This is a genomic window from Pseudomonas sp. NIBRBAC000502773 (assembly GCF_006517195.1).
Classification (GTDB): domain Bacteria; phylum Pseudomonadota; class Gammaproteobacteria; order Pseudomonadales; family Pseudomonadaceae; genus Aquipseudomonas; species Aquipseudomonas marginalis.
Map to the genome: position 1 here is coordinate 3823853 of NZ_CP041189.1, position 16017 is coordinate 3839869.

The window sequence follows — 16017 nt, forward strand, 5'->3', positions numbered from 1 at the left end:
GCCCGGTTACACCCCCTGGCTACGCAACCAACTCATCAACTGCGGCAACGGAAACGCCCCGCTCTGGCGCGCCACTTCGCGGCCGTTCTTGAACAGAATCAGACTGGGGATCGACCGGATCCCCAGTTGCGCCGACAGCTGCTGGTTGGCCTCGCTGTCCAGCTTGGCCAACCGGCACTTGCCTTCCAACTGCCCGGCCGCCTGCTCGAACACCGGCGCAAACGACTTGCACGGCCCACACCAATCGGCCCACACGTCCACCAGCAACGGCAAATCGCCCTTGATCTGACTGGCGTAGTCGCCTTGCTTCAGCTCGAAAGGCTTGCTCAGTAGAACCGGTTGCTTGCAACGCCCGCACTTGGGCGTATCACCCAGGCGTTCGTCGGGGATGCGGTTGAGGCCGTTGCAATGGGGGCAGGGGATAACGAGAGGGTCGGACATAGGGGGCCTCAAGGTGTAGCCGAAAGTTTCAATCTGGAGCCCACAATGCTGTTTATCAATAACAAAATAAAGGATGACTGATGGGCGACGACTTCAAACGGGCCATTGCACATTGGCCCTTTGTTTCACCACTGCTGACCAAACCTCAAACTGAGGCGGACTATGACAGGCCGGTCATGGCCCTCAATCTGTTACTGGATATCCTTGGAAAGGACGAAGCTCACCTACTAAATGAGCTTGAGGAAATCATCAACGACTGGATCGAAGCCTACGATCGTGAGCATCACCCAATGCCCCTCGCCAGTGGCGTCGATGTGCTGCGCTACATGGTGTGTGGGCATAATCTTACTCAAATCGACCTTCCGGGGGCGGCACGCAGCCGGTCGTTTCTGAGATCTTGAATGGGAAGCGCCAGCTCAATAGAGGGCAAATTCGCTGGTTGGCGGGACGGTTTGGAGTTTCAGTGAGAACGTTTATCTAGGTCTAAGGGCTAACCGGCGACGCCCATCTACTCATAACGAATCTGCCGCGGGGCGTGGCGGTTGCAGCTGGTAGCAAGCCATTGCGCGGTGTTCGAGTATGTCTTGCTAGCTTTTTGAGGTGTTGTGGCACTATATTGCCAGTATTCGGTGTATGTGGTCTGCATATGTTCTGCTTATCACTAGCTCAGGTAATAAATTAGATAACTGGTGAAGCTTCCATGGATTTGGGTTCGGTAAACGTTGATAGGGTAGTTAAATTTGCACTTTATAGTTTCTTTTTAATTGTTCCACTGACGGTTTTATTTTTGTGGAAGATTGATTTGGATACTTCTCTTCAGATAGATAGTGCCAAGTTTGGCACATTTGGGGATTTTATTGGCGGAGTACTGGGCTCTATTTGGTCTCTTTGCGGTGTTTTAATATTTTATATTGCTTTGAAAGAACAGCGTGATGATTTTAAAACTAATAAAGATGCTTTTGTAAAGCAAGCTGAGGCCTTAGATCTTCAGATTGAAGAATTTCGTCTCCAGCGCGATGAGCTATACCAGTCAAGGCAGGTGTTTATCGAACAATCGCGGACACTTAAACAGCAGAGAATGTCGTCGATGTATTTTTCTTTAATCGATTTGTATAGAAAAATCGTGGATGGCCTAAATGAGCAATGCGCTGAAGGAAACTACTTTAAAACCCTTAGGCGGTCGATGTTAGATGATTTTGTTTGGTGCGTTAATCCTGATAGCTGTCATAAAAAGGCAAAAGAGCATTATGTGACGTTGTACTATTCACGAAAAGAAGAATTGTCGCACTATTATAAAATTATATATAGAATTTTTAAGGTTGTTGATGAGTCTGATTTGGATGAAAGTGATAAGTTTCAGTATATAACAATTTTGCGATCTCAGCTGTCGGAGAATGAGATGCTTGCGATATACTATAATTCACAGTCTCGGTATGGTGAACAGCTCTACAGGTTTATACTTAGATATAACTTCCTAAAGCATTTGCCATCAATATCAAAGCCGGAGTTTAAAGGCTATCTAACAGGTCAGATTAATTTTTCTGACTTGTTGGGGTTCAATACTACGTTATTTTCCGTAATATCGGAGGTCGTCCAGAAGCTGGAGGTGTCGATAAGAGGTGAAGACTTTGAAGAGGAAAAGGTTTCTTTCTCTATTATAGAGCAGAATAATATTACGCTTTCGGTAAGGGCTAGTGAGTTGAATGAGATGCAAATTGATTTCTCATATCCATTACCTTCTTCGGAAATGCAAATATTGAACTTTAATGTTGAGGATTTCTCTTCTTACATGAGCTTTCTTTTATACGACTTTTTTGTTTGTTCTCGATATCAAAACGAACCGTTTTCTGATTTCGTAAAGGTCTGTGTTGGTGAGAATGATGTTTCTTTTATAATTGTTAGTCAAAATATTCTGCGTTTAAATAGCGATGCTGATGGGGTAAAAAATGTCTAATCCAAATTTGTATTTGAATAAAGATCAGTTTGAGAATGTATTTAAAAAACATATTAAGACAAGTGTATATTCCTTGTCCATCAAGACGTTGTTTGGCGAGCGGATGACTCGCAAAATAAATTATAAACCTTATTATCAGCGCAATTATGTTTGGGACTTAGCTAAAGCCTCGTTCTTTATAGAAAGCATTTTGCTTGGTACTGATATTCCTCCCCTCATATTTTTTCTAAGCGGAGCATCAATTGAGGTTATAGATGGTCGCCAACGCTATGAAACAATTAAGCGTTTTCGAGAGGGTGACATCAAGTTGAATCTGAATGGTTTGACAAAGCTTACCCAACTCAGAGATCAGACTTACTCTAAGCTTGATGAAGATATTAAGAGTATATTGGATAATGCGAAGATACGTATATTTGAGTTTGAAGTCATAAATGAACCGAAGCTCGAAACAATTTTAGAAGATAAAATAAAGAAAGAAATTTTCCGACGTTATAACTCTGGTATTACTCCGCTAAATAGTGCGGAAATTGATAATGCTACATACGATGATGATGATATTACTAATAGACTAAAGGAGCTGTTAGGCACTGATAAAGAGCTAATTAGTGATGTGGCGGAGAAATTTATTGGTAGGCAATTGTCAGATATGTCGCCAAATAACGCGACGGTTCTCCAATTTCTACGTAAGTATTTAGTGTTGTCCTCGTTTCCAATAAACACCTATGCGACAGGTGTGAATAGATCTGAAATTATCGATCTCTTATATAATGTGAAGAGTAGTAATACCGATGATGTGAATGAGCTTTGTGAGTTTTTGGCTTTGAATTTGAAAGCCTGCGCTTCGTTGATTAATTCTTTTGCTGATGAATCAATCAAAGCTAACAAGCTTGTAAATGAATCACTACTTTGGGGGCTGTGTATTCTTGTTGAAAACGATATTCCCCGAGAGGCTATTCTCGAAGAGTCCAAGTCAAAAATTATCGAGGCGTCCATAAAAAAGCTACTTCCGGAATTTATTTCTGAAAATAGCCATCATTACAAGTCAATAATAAATAGGCATCAAGCTGCTGCTAAAGCTTATGAAAATGCTTTTTCTTTCAGTTTTTCTTCGTTTTTTAAAGATGAAAATTTCAAAGGCGTCGTTAAAACTTTAAGGCAGAGTGAGAAAGAAGCTAAGCTCAAAATCGCAGAGTTATCCTCACTTCGCGTTCAGAAGCCAGAGCCCTCTCTTATCCCGATTGAAGAAATAATTAGCGAGATTAGTACGAATAAGTACCAGTTGAGGCCCACTTACCAGCGGCAAGAAAAAATAAATCTGTATAAGGCCTCTGCAATCATCGAAAGTGTCATATTGGGGATTAATTTGCCACCAATATTTATTTTTAAAAATAAGTCTGGTGTGAAAGAAGTTATCGATGGGCAACAGCGCTTGCTATCTATTCTGGGTTTTTTAGGGAAGCAGTATCAGAATGAGGTAGGGGATTTTGTATATCCTAAGAATGTTAATTACAAATTAAATCGTTTGAAAATTTTGAGTGAGCTAGATGGGAAGTCTTACACCGCTCTAGATGTGAATACTCAAGAAAAAATTCTTGACTTTAAACTTAGTGTTATTGAAATTGACTATGCTCTAAACAATAATTTCGAACCTGTAGATTTGTTTATTCGTTTGAACAATAAGCCTTATCCCATCAAAGAGAACTCCTTTGAAATGTGGAATTCTTTCATGGATCGAGATGTGATAAAGAAAATCAGAGACATAACAGATGAAAATATCTCTTGGCTTTTTATTAAGCAAAGGGATACGAGCTCTGGTGTGGATCGGATGCTGAATGAAGAGCTTATTGCTCTGCTGTCTTACATCGCACACTGCACTGAGCACCGGAAGGACTTTAAGAGTATCGGATTTTATCTTCGTGATAAAAAAATCAACTGCCGAATCAGTGAGAAGAAAGATGTCTCTAACCTGCTAGAGCGTATCTCAATGGATGTAGAACTTAAACGTTCTTTTATGGGCAGTCTTGAAAGTATTGAAAAATACATTAATTTGCTAAAGTCTAAGCTTGACCCGGCCGATTTTAAGGCATCGCTTAATTCGTTGATTAATAAAGAGCAATCAACGTATAAACGCTATTTGGTTGATTTTTATATATTGTTTCAAATACTGCAAAGATACTCTTACGAGGATTTAAGTCAGATATCTTTCAATGAGATAAAGGGGAAAATGGCGTTAGTTCAGAAAGAAATTAAAAATCCGTCAAAAATCGACGATGCGCAAACCTATCAAGAACATTTCAGTGAGCTATTGAACTCGGCCACTAAAATTGAGGTTTAAGAGCAGCGGTTTTTGATTTTTATGTGGCCATGGTATCGAAAGTCCTGGCCATTTATCATATAAGCGTAAATTTTAGGGGCGTGCGGATATTTTAAATTTCAAGGATGTATATCCTATTTTAATTAGCCCCTCATATGCATAAGTCTACGACGAACAACTGATCTCCAAATGCTTGCCCCAATCCGGCGGTCGCTGGGCATATTGCTCCATCCCCGCCTGCTCCTCGAACGGTTTGGAAAGCACCTCATGCAACCGCTGCACTTCGCTGTAGTCGCCTGATTCGGCGGCAGCGATAGCGTTCTGTGCGAGGTAGTTACGCAGGATGTACAGCGGGTTCACTGCGTGCATCCACTCACGGCGCTGTTCCTCGCTGTAATCCCCATCCCGCTCAACACGAGCCTTGTAAAGTCCTGCCCAGGCATCAAAGCCGGCGAGGTCGACAAAATCATCGCGCAGCTTCGCCACCGCCATCTCTGCCGATTCGTCGCCCAGGCGCCGGAAGAACAAGGTGTAATCCACGCCGCTGTTCTGCATCAGCTTCAGCAACCGCTCCACCAGCTTCTGGTCGTCGTCTTCGGCAGTGGACAGCCCCAGTCGGCGGCGCATCAGGTCCAGGTAGTGGGCCTGGTACAGCGGCAGGTACAGGCCAAGGGCTTCTTTCAAGGCATCGACGCTGATAAATGGCGTGAGCGCCTGGGCCAGCGCGCTGAGGTTCCACTGGCCGATGGGCACCTGGTTGCTGAAGGAGTAACGTCCTTCATGGTCCGAGTGATTGCAGATGAAGTGCGCGTCAAAGTCGTCGAGAAACGCAAACGGCCCGAAGTCGAAGGTGATGCCGAGGATCGACATGTTGTCGGTGTTCATCACCCCGTGGCAGAAACCATAGGCCTGCCATTTGGCGATCATCTCGGCATTGCGTTCGACGATTTCGCGGAACATCGCCAGGTACGGCTCGGGCTGTTCACGGCACTCAGGGTAGTGCAGGTTCAGCACGTGCTCGGCCAGCTCGGCCTGCTGTTCGGGCTTCTTGGTGTAATAGAAATATTCGAAATGACCAAAACGGACATGGCTGGGCGCCAGGCGCAGCACCATCGCCCCACGTTCCTGCTTCTCACGCCAGACCGGGGTGCTGGAGCCGATCACACACAACGCACGGCTGGTGGGGATGCCCAGTGCATGCAGCGCTTCGGAGGCCAGGAACTCCCGAATCGACGAGCGCAGCACCGCGCGGCCGTCGCCCATGCGCGAGTAGGGCGTCATCCCGGCACCCTTGAGGTGCAGGTCCCAATGTTCGCCGGCCTCGTTGTATACCTCGCCCAGCAGCAATCCCCGACCATCGCCCAACTGCGGGGTGTAGCCGCCGAACTGGTGCCCGGAGTAGACCATTGCCCGCGGCTCGGCTTCGGCCCACAGCTTATGGCCGCTGAACAGCTCGGCGAACACCGGCGTTTGCGCCACGGCAGGGTCGAGGTCGAGCAGGGCCATGGCGGCATTGCTTGCCACCACCAGGCGCGGTTCGTCGAGGGGCTCGGGCAATACGTGGGTTGAGAACGCGTCGCCCAGGCGTGCGAAGCGGTTGTCGAAGGTCAGTTCGTCGAGGGCTTTCACCGGCCATCTCCAGCAGAATGTCCGAGCATTCTGCTGGGGATAGGGCGTTTAGTCGAGTTTGCTGGGCGGTGGCTCGGGTGCATCCGCCACTTTGCCGTCCGGCGGCTCCGGCACATCTTGCGCTTCGGCCGGTCCGACGATGGTTCTCTTCTCGTCTTCCACCGGCACCAGCTTGTACTCCTGGCCGTGGAGGTTTTTCAGGTACACCTCCATCTGCCGGAACGAGATGTTGATGTGGTGGTTCTTGAACTCGCGATTGATAAAGCGGTTCACTTCGTCGATCACCGGGTTGCGGTCGCCGAGGTCGCGCACGTGCATGCGCAGTTCGTGGTCGAGGGTGCTTTCGCCGAAGTTGAGGAAGTACACATGGGGTTCCGGTTCCTTCAACACCCTTGGGTTTTCTCGCGCGGCCTTGAGCAACAATTCCTTCACCAGGTCCAGGTCGGAGCCGTAGTCCACGCCCAGCTTGAGGGTCACGCGGGTGATGGTGTCGGTCAACGACCAGTTGATCAGTTGCCCGGTAATGAACGTCTTGTTCGGGACGATGATGTCCTTGCGGTCGAAGTCGGTGATGGTGGTAGCGCGGATGCGGATCTTGCTTACCGTGCCCGACAGGTTGCCGATGGTGATGGTGTCGCCGATCCGCACCGGGCGCTCGAACAGGATCATGATGCCGGAGATAAAGTTGGCGAAGATCTCCTGCATGCCGAAGCCCAACCCCACCGACAGCGCAGCCACCAGCCATTGCAACTTGTCCCAGCTCACGCCGAGGGTGGACAGGGTCGAGACAAAGCCCACGCCGGCAATGATGTAGGACAGCAAGGTGGTCGTGGCGTAGGCACTGCCCTGGGCCAGGTCCAGCTTGGACAGCACCAGCACTTCCAGCAGGCCGGGCAGGTTGCGCGCCAGGGCGAAGGTGATGCCGATGATGATCAGCGCGCCGAGCAGGTCGCCGATGCTGATCGGCACCATGCTGATATTGGCACCGGTGCCGCTGGTGTATTCGTAGAGGGTGACGTTGTCCAGGTAGGAAAATACCGAGATCAGGTCCGACCATACCCAGTACAGCGCCGCGATAAAGCCGCCGAGCAGCGCCAGGCGGATCAGGCGCATCGATTGTTCGTTGACCTGTTCGATATCCAGGGTCGGCTCTTCGATCACCGCTTCGCCTTCGCCGGCTTCCTTGGCAGCCTGGCGTTTGGCCAGGGCGCGGGAATAGGCCAGGCGTCGGGCGGCAACGCCCAGGCCGCGCACGAAGGTGGCTTCGATGACCAGCCAGAACATCAGCAGGTACAAGGTGTTGATCAGCCGGTCGCTGAGCTTGAGTGCGGTGTAGTAGTAGCCAAAGCACACGGCAATGAACAGCGCGATAGGCAGGGCGGTAAACAGCAGGCCCACGGCTTTGCGGAACAGCGAGGCTTTTTCGTGGGTCGGGCTGTGCAGCAGCAGGCGTCCCAGCAGCCAGGCCATCAGGGCGTAGCAGGTCAGGACCACCCCAATGCCCAGCACGTCGTCGGCCAGCGCCGCCGGTTGATGCTCGGCAATCGCCACCACGGCCACCAGGGCCAGCACCACCAGCCCGAGCTTGCGCACCCAGCCCTGGAGGAATTCGACCTGGGGCTTTTCCCAGCGGAAGTGCAACTCGGCCACGCCGCCCGGCGCCAGGATGCGGTAGGCGGTGTAGAACACCAGCCACGCCTGGGCAATCTGCAACAGCGCCGCACCCAGGTTGGCGTTCTGCCCACGTGCGTCGATCTGCAGCGCGTAGCCGCACAGCGCCAGGCCCAGTGCTACCGGCATCGCCAACAGGATATTCACCAGGATCGCCTGAGGCGTGTGCCATTGGCTGTCGCGTTTGAAGTGACCGATGTCCAGATGGACTCTTTTCAGGCGTGCGTACAGCGCGTTGCGGCGCCACAACAGGGCACCGATCAACAGCAGCAACGGCAAAAACAGCAGCGGACGCTGGGTCAGGCCGTCGTACAACTCGCTGACGCTGGAGGCCCAGGGCAGGGTGGTGACCTGCTTGCTCAGGTGCGCCGGCACGGTTTCCAGCCATTCGGTGTCCAGCGGCTTGTTGCTGGGGATCCAGAACATCTGTTCATCGAGCGTCGCGCGCAGGGTGGTGGCGGTGCTGAGCAGTTGTTTCTGGTTCAGTTGCAGGGTGATGGATTCGTTGAGCAGCGCGCTCAGCTCGCGGCTCAGGCGCTCCAGCAAGTCGCTGCGGGTGATCGCCAGTTCCAGCAGGGTGCGCCGCAGTTGCGGGGTGACGTCGGCCGGCGGCTGGTTGGCCAGCAGGTTATCCACATAGGTGCTGGGGGAACTGATCAACTCGCGCTGTTGGTTGACCTCGAACTGGTACAGGCGAATGTTGGCGATATCGTCCGCCAGGTCGCGGTCCACCGTCAGGCGGGGCAACGCTTGTTTCTGCTTATACAGAATCTTCGACAGGAGCAGGCTGCCCTTGAGCACGTTGATCTGCTCGTCCAGGGCCGAATCGCTCTGGGTCACGGTGTCCAGCTGTTGCTTGGTCTGCAGGTTCTTCTGGGTCAGGTCGTTGAGGCGGTCGGTGCTCTTGAGCAGGTAGTCGGAGAGCTTCAGGTTGGCCGCGCTTTCCGTGGCCAGCAGGCTGCTGCCGCCGGCCTTTTGCGCTTCGATGGACTGTTGGGTGACGGTCTGCTGGGACTGGGCCAGGCGTTTCTGGTTGATCAGGGTTTGCAGGTCCTGGATCTCCTGTTCCAGGCGCGCGGTTTTTTCCTGGATCAAGTCGTGCTGGCTGTTGCCCAGGTCCTGCAGTTGGCTGTTGCCGGCTAGTTCCTGGCGGCGCAGGGGGATCAGGGCATTCAGGGAGGCCAGTTCGGCATTCAGTTGGTTGCGCTGGTCGCCGCTGAGGGCTTTGCCATTGTCCTTGCCGGCCTTGAGGGTGGCATTGATCTGCTGGATGCGCGTCTGGCTGCTGCTGATTTCGGTCTGGGCGCGTTCGGGACGGGTCTGGGCGGCGATGGTCAGGCTGTTGGCGTCGGCCAGTTCCTTTTGCAGGTCGCCTTGCTGGGTGCTGCGCTGCACCAGCAATTGCTCGAGCTGCGGCACCGGCAGGGTGGCGTAGCGTTGGGCCACCGGAATGACCTTGGTGGCCTTGAGCCGGGTCAGTTCGCGCTGGTTCTCGCTGGTCTGGCGCGGCGCGTCTTCCAGCTGGCGCTTGAGGTCGACCAGGCGCTGCTCGTAATCCTGCTTGTTGCCCAGGTAGGTCAGGGTCTGTTGCAGGATCGACTGCAGCGCCTTCATGTCGGCGTCGGGCAGTTTGCGATCAGGCAGCTTGTCCAGGGTTTGCTGGATGGCGTCGGCGCTGGGCGGGTCGGCGGCGTAGACGCTGCCGACACAAAGGGTCAGGCCCAGCAGGGCAGTGGCGAGAAAAGTGCGCAGGGTTGGCATAGAGACCGATCGAGCAAGGTGAAGAATCGGGGGCGTGCTGTCGCCCCGCAGTTTAGAGGAAGAGTCCGGGGCCCGGGCGACTTCCTTCGGGGAATCTGACGCCGACTTTGCCAATCTTGTTCCCGTCCATGACCGCGACGGTCCAGATGGTGTTGTTCCACTCCACCTGGTCGCCCACTACCGGCGCGCCGCCGACTTTCTGGGTGATGAAGCGGCTCAGCGGCATGTCCGGGTCGATCCCTTCGAGCTTGAGGCCATACAGCGCCGAAACCGCGCCCAGCTGGGCGTCGCCTTCGAGGACGAAGTCGCCGAAAAAGCGCAAATCGAGGCCGCGTTGCGGTGCCTGGCTGAACAGTTTGCCCAGGGCCGGCAGGTTGTGTTCATGGCCGATCACACAGAGCAGATCGCCGACTTCCAGCACCGTACTACCCGACGGATGGAGCAGTTGCTGGCCACGGAACAGGGCCGCGATGCGCGTGCCTTCGGGCATTTTCAACTCGCGCAGGGCCGCGCCGATGCACCATTTTTCTGCGCCGAGGCGGTAGACGAACAGCTCCCACTCGCTGGTGACGTGCACTTCCAGGGCTGCGCGGGAGATCGGCGCCGGGTCCGGCGGAACGGTCACTTTGAGCAGCTTGGCCACCCACGGCAGGCTGGTGCCCTGTACCAGCAGCGACACCAGCACGATAAAGAACGCCAGGTTGAAGTACAGCTGCGCATGGGGCAGGCCGGCCATCAACGGGAACACCGCCAGGATGATCGGCACCGCGCCGCGCAGGCCGACCCAGGCGATAAAGGCCTTTTCGCGGCCATGGAAGGCTTTGAACGGCAGCAGGCCGACCATCACCGACAGCGGCCGCGCAAACAGGATCATCCACAGCGCCAGGCCCAGGGCCGGCAGGGCAATCGGCAACAAATCATGGGGCGTGACCAGCAGGCCCAGCACCAGGAACATACCGATCTGAGCGAGCCAGGCCATGCCGTCGAGCATATGCAAAATGCCATGACGGCTACGCACCGGGCGATTGCCGATCACCAGGCCGCACAGGTACACGGCGAGGAAGCCGCTGCCATGGAAGGCGTTGGTCAGGGCGAACACGAACAGGCCGCCGGCGATTACCAGGATCGGGTACAGGCCGGTGGCCAGGTTGATGCGGTTGACCATTTGCAGCATCAACCAGCCGCCGCCGAGGCCGACGATGCCACCGATGCCGAACTCGCGCACCAGGTGGGTCAGCAGGCTCCAGTGCAGGCCGGTCTGGCCGCTGGCGAGCATGTCGATCAGGGTGACGGTGAGGAACACCGCCATCGGGTCGTTACTGCCGGATTCGATCTCGAGGCTGGCGGTCACCCGTTCGTTCAGACCCTTGCCGCCCAGCAGCGAGAACACCGCTGCGGCGTCGGTCGAGCCGACAATCGCACCGATCAGCAGGCCCTGGATAATATTCAGGTCAAACAGCCAGGCCGCCGCCATGCCGGTGAGGCCGGTGGTAATCAACACCCCCACCGTGGCCAGGGACAATGCCGGCCAGAGTGCCACGCGGAAACTCGCCACCCGTGTACGCAAACCGCCGTCGAGCAGGATCACTGCCAGCGCGAGGTTGCCCACCAGGTAGGCAGTCGGGTAATTGTCGAAAATGATGCCGCCGCCATCAACGCCGGCCACCATGCCCACGGCCAGGATGATCACCAGGATCGGGATACCCAGGCGCGAGGAAAGAGAACTCACCAGAATGCTCGCACTCACCAGCAACGCGCCGATCAAGAACAGGCTGTTGATGGTCGTCGCATTCAAAGGCAGTACTCCATGGGCAAACAAGACGGGACGCAAACTGACCATGCAGTCTGCGTGCCAGGGATTCTAACCTGTTGAATTGCGGTGCTGTCAAAAAGCTTTTAACGTCGGGCGCAGATCTGAATGTGGGAGGGGGCTTGCCCCCGATGGCGGTATGTCAGTCAGCTTGTCTGTAACTGATCCACCGCTATCGGGAGCAAGCCCCCTCCCACATTTCAAGCCAGTGCAGGGCGTTAGAGGCGGAAGCGGCCTACCATCCCGTTCAGGTCTACCGCCAGGCGTGACAATTCGCTGCTCGCGGCGCTGGTCTGACTGGCGCCCGTAGCGGATTGCACCGACAGATCACGAATGTTCACCAGGTTGCGGTCCACTTCCCGCGCCACCTGCGCCTGTTCTTCCGCCGCGCTGGCGATCACCAGGTTGCGCTCGTTGATCTCGACAATCGCGGTGTTGATGGTATCCAGCGACATCCCGGCGCCTTTGGCGATGTTCAGCGTCGACTCCGCCCGCTCGGTGCTGTTGCGCATCGAGTCCACCGCGTGCTCGGTGCCGGCCTGGATACTGCCGATCATCCGCTCGATCTCGCTGGTGGACTGCTGGGTGCGATGGGCCAGGGCCCGCACTTCATCGGCGACCACCGCGAACCCGCGACCGGCTTCACCGGCACGTGCGGCTTCAATCGCCGCGTTCAGGGCCAGCAAATTGGTCTGGTCGGCCAGGCCGCGAATCACGTCCAGCACTTTGCCGATATCGCGCGACTCATTGGCCAGTTCGCCGATCAGGGTGGCGGTAGCCTGCACGTCGCCGCTCATGCGCTCGATGGCGCTGACGGTTTCCTGCACCAGGTCGCGGCCGTCGCCAGCAGACGTGGTGGCGTTGCGCGAGGCTTCAGAGGTGCTTACCGCATTGCGTGCGACTTCTTCCACGGCGCTGGTCATCTCATTGACGGCGGTGGCGGCTTGCTCGATTTCGTTGTTTTGCCGGGTCAGGCCACGGGCGCTTTCGTCGGTGACGGCGTTCAGTTCCTCGGCGGCGGAAGCCAGTTGGGTGGCGGAGCCCGCGATGCGTTGCAGGGTGTCGCGCAGTTTGTCCTGCATCTTGGCCATGGCGGCGAGCAGGCGCCCGGCCTCATCGCTGCCGTCGACTTTGATCGGCCGTGTCAGGTTGCCTTCGGCGACTTCTTCCGCCGCTTCCAGTGCCTGTGAAATCGGCAGGGTGATGCTGCGGGTCAGCAGCCAGGCAAACAGCAGGGTCAGCAGCGTGGCGATCACCAGCAGGCCCACGACCAGGTTGAAGGCCGCGTTGTACTGGTCTTCGGCCTCCTGATTGGTGGCCAGGGCCATCTTGTTATTGAGGTCCAGCAGGCGCGTCAGCACGGCGTTGACCTGCTCGGAGTTGCTCAGCAATTCGGTGTTAAGCAGGCTGCGCAGCTCATCCACCTGGTTGGCCCGTGACAGGCTCTTCATGCGCTCTTCAATCTGATGGTACTGGCCCAGCAGGCTTACATATTCGTTGTAGGTGCTACGTTCTTCGCTGCTTTCAATCAGTTTCTCGTAGACGCCCTGGGCGGCGCGAATCTGCTGGTTGCGCAGTTCGAAGGCTTCCAGGGTCTTTTGCTGCACATCCGGCTCGCGGTTGGTCAGCAAGCGGTAAGACAACACGCGCAGGCGCAGGGTCAGTTGGGTGAACTCATCCAGGGCGCGGATGCTTGGCACGCTGGACAGGGTGATGTCTTCAGTGGCGCCACGGATCTTGCTCATCTGGTTCAGGGCGAACACGCCTAGAAACAACATCAACGCGCCAATAAACGCGAAGCCGAGGAAGGCCCTCGGAGCGATATTCATATTACGAAGCGACATGCGGAAATCCTGGGAGAGGCGCGATCCGTGCGGTCATGAGACGGGGTGTGCCTCTCTATCGGGCGTACGACTAAAGTCTAAAGGGGGCTGTGCGTTTTTGTCGCATCTGACGAGGGGATGCGCGGATTCAGGAACCAGATGGGGGAAATGCAGTCACTAAGGCTCGAAAGCGTGGCCCGGCCCTTGAAAAACGGGCTGCGCGCCAGGGATAACCCTGGCATCCGAGGTGAATTTTCTTTATCGTCACCGCCCTTTGAAAAAGCCCGAGAAATCAAAATGTTAGAAGCATCCCTCAGCCAACTGGAACAACTGGTCAGCGACCTGGTACAGCAGAATCAGGAGCTACTGGGCAGCAACGAATCCCTCAAGGCCGAACTGGCTCGCGCCAAGGATGAGAACGACAGCCTGCAACTGAACCTGATGGAACAGGAAGAAAAGCACGGCGCGACGGCAGCGCGTATCCAGGCGCTGGTTGAGCGCGTGAGCGCAGGCCCTGTCAGCGCATGAATGAAGGGATAAAGGTCGTTTCGATTCTCGGAGAGGATTACTCGATCAAGGCCCCGGCCGGGGAAGATAAAACCCTGATGCACGCCGTGACTATGCTCAAGGCCTCCCTGGCCACCACCAAGAAAAAGTACCCGACCCTGATCGGTGACAAGCTACTGGTGCTGGCGGCGCTGAACCTGTGCGCCGAGCAGATCGAAATGCAGCAGGCTCACCAGCAGGAACTCGACCGTTACCAAGAGCAAGTCAGCGCCACGGTCGAGGTGATTTCCAAGGCGATCCAGCCTTAGAACCACTCATCCTGCATCCCCAGGCACGTATCATCCCGTGCCTCCAGAATCACCAGTTCATGATGGCAGCCCGGAATCTCCCAAGTCAGGAAGTACCGGGCAGCCTGGAGCTTGCCTTTATAGAAGGCGACATCGGCCGCATTGCCCTTGGCCAGCCCTTCTTCGGCGCGAATCGCCTGTTCCAGCCAGCGCCAGCCAATCACCGTATGCCCGAATACCTTCAGGTACAGCGCCGAGTTCGCCAGGCTGCTGTTGACCTTGCCCTGGGCGAGATCCGTCAGCAGGCCGATGGTCACGCTTTGCAGGCGGCTGACCAGGTGCTCCAGCGGTTCTCTCAATGCCGTCAGGCCTGGATATTCCTGTGCCCGCGCGCCCGTGTCGGCGATCAGCCGAATCAGTTGCTTCAGGCCCGCGCCGCCGTTCTGCGCCAGCTTGCGCCCCAGCAGGTCCAGGGACTGGATGCCATGGGTGCCCTCGTGGATCGGGTTCAGGCGGTTGTCGCGGTAGTACTGCTCCACCGGGTATTCGCGGGTATAACCGTGGCCGCCGAGGATCTGGATCGCCAGTTCGTTGGCCTTGAGGCAGAACTCCGAGGGCCAGGATTTGACGATGGGGGTGAGCAGGTCCAGCAGTTCGTGGGCCTGTCTGCGTTCGGCCTCGGTCTCCAGTGTGGTGGTGTCATCGAACAGCCGCGCGGCGTACAAACCCAGGTCGAAGGCACCTTCGACGTAGGCTTTTTGCGTCAGCAGCATGCGCTTGATATCGGCGTGCTGGATGATCGAGACCGGCGCGGTGCCTGGGTCCTTGCTGTCGGGCAAGCGGCCTTGCGGGCGTTCGCGGGCGTACTCCAGCGAATAGAGATAGCCGGCGTAACCGAGCATCACCGCGCCCATGCCGACACCGATGCGCGCCTCGTTCATCATCTGGAACATGCAGCTCAGGCCTTGGTGCGGTTTACCCACCAGATAGCCGACGCAGTTGCCGTTATCGCCGAAATTTAATGCCGTGGACGTGGTGCCACGCCAGCCCATCTTATGAAACAGCCCGGCCAGCAGCACGTCGTTGCGCGCGCCGAGGCTGCCGTCGTCGTTGACCAGGAATTTGGGCACGATAAACAGCGAAATACCCTTCACCCCAGCGGGCGCGTCCGGCAGCTTGGCCAGCACCATGTGCACGATGTTTTCCGACAGCGGGTGGTCGCCGCCGGAGATGAAGATCTTGTTGCCTTTGAGGCGATAGCTGCCGTCAGCCGCGGGCTCGGCGCGGGTACGAATATCCGACAGCGATGAGCCGGCGTGGGGCTCGGTCAGGGCCATGGTGCCGAAGAAGCGGCCTTCGATCATCGGTTGCAGGAAGCGCTGTTTTTGCTCCTCGGTGCCGAAGCTTTCGATCAGGTTGGCGGCGCCCATGGTCAGGAACGGGTAGGACGTCGAGGCCGCGTTGGCAGATTGGAAATGAGCGAAGCAGGCTTGAGAGAGCAGGGTCGGCAACTGCATGCCACCGGCTTCGAAGCTGCGGGCCGCATTGAGGAAGCCGGCTTCCAGGAACGCATCCACCGCCGGTTTGACTTCCGGAATCAGGATGGCTGCGCCGTTTTCGTAGCGCGGTTCGTTTTCGTCGTTCTTACGGTTGTGGGGGGCGAAGTGCTTTTCGGCGATGCTGCGCGCCGTGCTGATCGCGGCATCGAACGTTTCGCGATTGTGCTCGGCAAACCGCTCGCGCTGGGTCAGGCCCTCGGCATCGAGGACTTCATACAGCTCGAAAGCCAGATTGCGGGAACTGAGCAGCGTCTCGGACAT

The 16017-nt window shown here is 55.6% G+C and carries 10 protein-coding genes and 2 pseudogenes; 5 read left to right on the top strand and 7 right to left on the bottom strand.

Translation table 11 applies throughout. The features are described from left to right. Positions 1 to 6: 6 nt before the first annotated feature. On the bottom strand, positions 7 to 441 hold the full coding sequence (trxC, locus tag NIBR502773_RS17615) for a thioredoxin TrxC (protein WP_141156556.1): 435 nt from the start codon (positions 439 to 441) through the stop codon (positions 7 to 9). A gap of 80 nt (positions 442 to 521) precedes the next feature. Here trxC and NIBR502773_RS17620 point away from each other — a divergent pair. From NIBR502773_RS17620 to NIBR502773_RS17630, 3 genes and pseudogenes are all read left to right on the top strand, one after another. Beyond that, a pseudogene (locus tag NIBR502773_RS17620) lies at positions 522 to 922 on the top strand (type II toxin-antitoxin system HigA family antitoxin). Between the two features lie 219 nt (positions 923 to 1141). After that, a complete protein-coding gene (locus NIBR502773_RS17625; protein WP_141156557.1) occupies positions 1142 to 2395 on the top strand; it encodes a putative phage abortive infection protein in 1254 nt (417 codons plus the stop codon). Continuing rightward, positions 2388 to 4730: a DUF262 domain-containing protein gene (locus tag NIBR502773_RS17630; RefSeq protein ID WP_095186107.1), complete on the top strand. Its 2343-nt coding sequence runs from the start codon at positions 2388 to 2390 to the stop codon at positions 4728 to 4730. The genes NIBR502773_RS17625 and NIBR502773_RS17630 overlap by 8 nt, the downstream gene beginning before the upstream one ends. Positions 4731 to 4874: 144 nt before the next feature. On the opposite strand, the gene selO is transcribed toward NIBR502773_RS17630, so the two are convergent. From selO to NIBR502773_RS31335, 5 genes and pseudogenes are all read right to left on the bottom strand, one after another. Next, positions 4875 to 6338 carry a protein adenylyltransferase SelO gene (gene selO, locus NIBR502773_RS17635; protein ID WP_141156558.1) on the bottom strand — a complete coding sequence of 488 codons (1464 nt, stop codon included), beginning with the start codon at positions 6336 to 6338 and terminating at the stop codon, positions 4875 to 4877. Positions 6339 to 6386: 48 nt separating this feature from the next. Next, on the bottom strand, positions 6387 to 9770 hold the full coding sequence (gene mscK, locus NIBR502773_RS17640; protein WP_141156559.1) for a mechanosensitive channel MscK: 3384 nt from the start codon (positions 9768 to 9770) through the stop codon (positions 6387 to 6389). 52 nt (positions 9771 to 9822) lie between these two features. Beyond that, positions 9823 to 11565 carry a potassium/proton antiporter gene (locus NIBR502773_RS17645; RefSeq protein WP_027604969.1) on the bottom strand — a complete coding sequence of 581 codons (1743 nt, stop codon included), beginning with the start codon at positions 11563 to 11565 and terminating at the stop codon, positions 9823 to 9825. Between the two features lie 233 nt (positions 11566 to 11798). After that, positions 11799 to 12671 carry a methyl-accepting chemotaxis protein gene (locus NIBR502773_RS31330; protein ID WP_371914633.1) on the bottom strand — a complete coding sequence of 291 codons (873 nt, stop codon included), beginning with the start codon at positions 12669 to 12671 and terminating at the stop codon, positions 11799 to 11801. Positions 12672 to 12701: 30 nt separating this feature from the next. Next, positions 12702 to 13424 (bottom strand): annotated as a pseudogene (locus NIBR502773_RS31335) (MCP four helix bundle domain-containing protein); the annotation flags it as partial. A 276-nt stretch (positions 13425 to 13700) separates the two neighbouring features. Between NIBR502773_RS31335 and NIBR502773_RS17655 the strand changes: the two are divergent. Together NIBR502773_RS17655 and NIBR502773_RS17660 are read left to right on the top strand one after the other, a co-directional pair. Further along, entirely contained in the window at positions 13701 to 13931 is a 231-nt protein-coding gene (locus NIBR502773_RS17655; protein ID WP_003187970.1) for a hypothetical protein, read from the top strand. Next, a complete protein-coding gene (locus tag NIBR502773_RS17660; protein WP_017526490.1) occupies positions 13928 to 14218 on the top strand; it encodes a cell division protein ZapA in 291 nt (96 codons plus the stop codon). Before NIBR502773_RS17655 ends, NIBR502773_RS17660 begins: the two co-directional genes overlap by 4 nt. Here the strand turns inward: NIBR502773_RS17660 and NIBR502773_RS17665 are convergent. Continuing rightward, positions 14215 to 16017, bottom strand: coding sequence for an acyl-CoA dehydrogenase (locus NIBR502773_RS17665; protein WP_141156561.1), 1803 nt, complete (start codon positions 16015 to 16017; stop codon positions 14215 to 14217). The two genes, NIBR502773_RS17660 and NIBR502773_RS17665, sit on opposite strands and share 4 nt — an antisense overlap.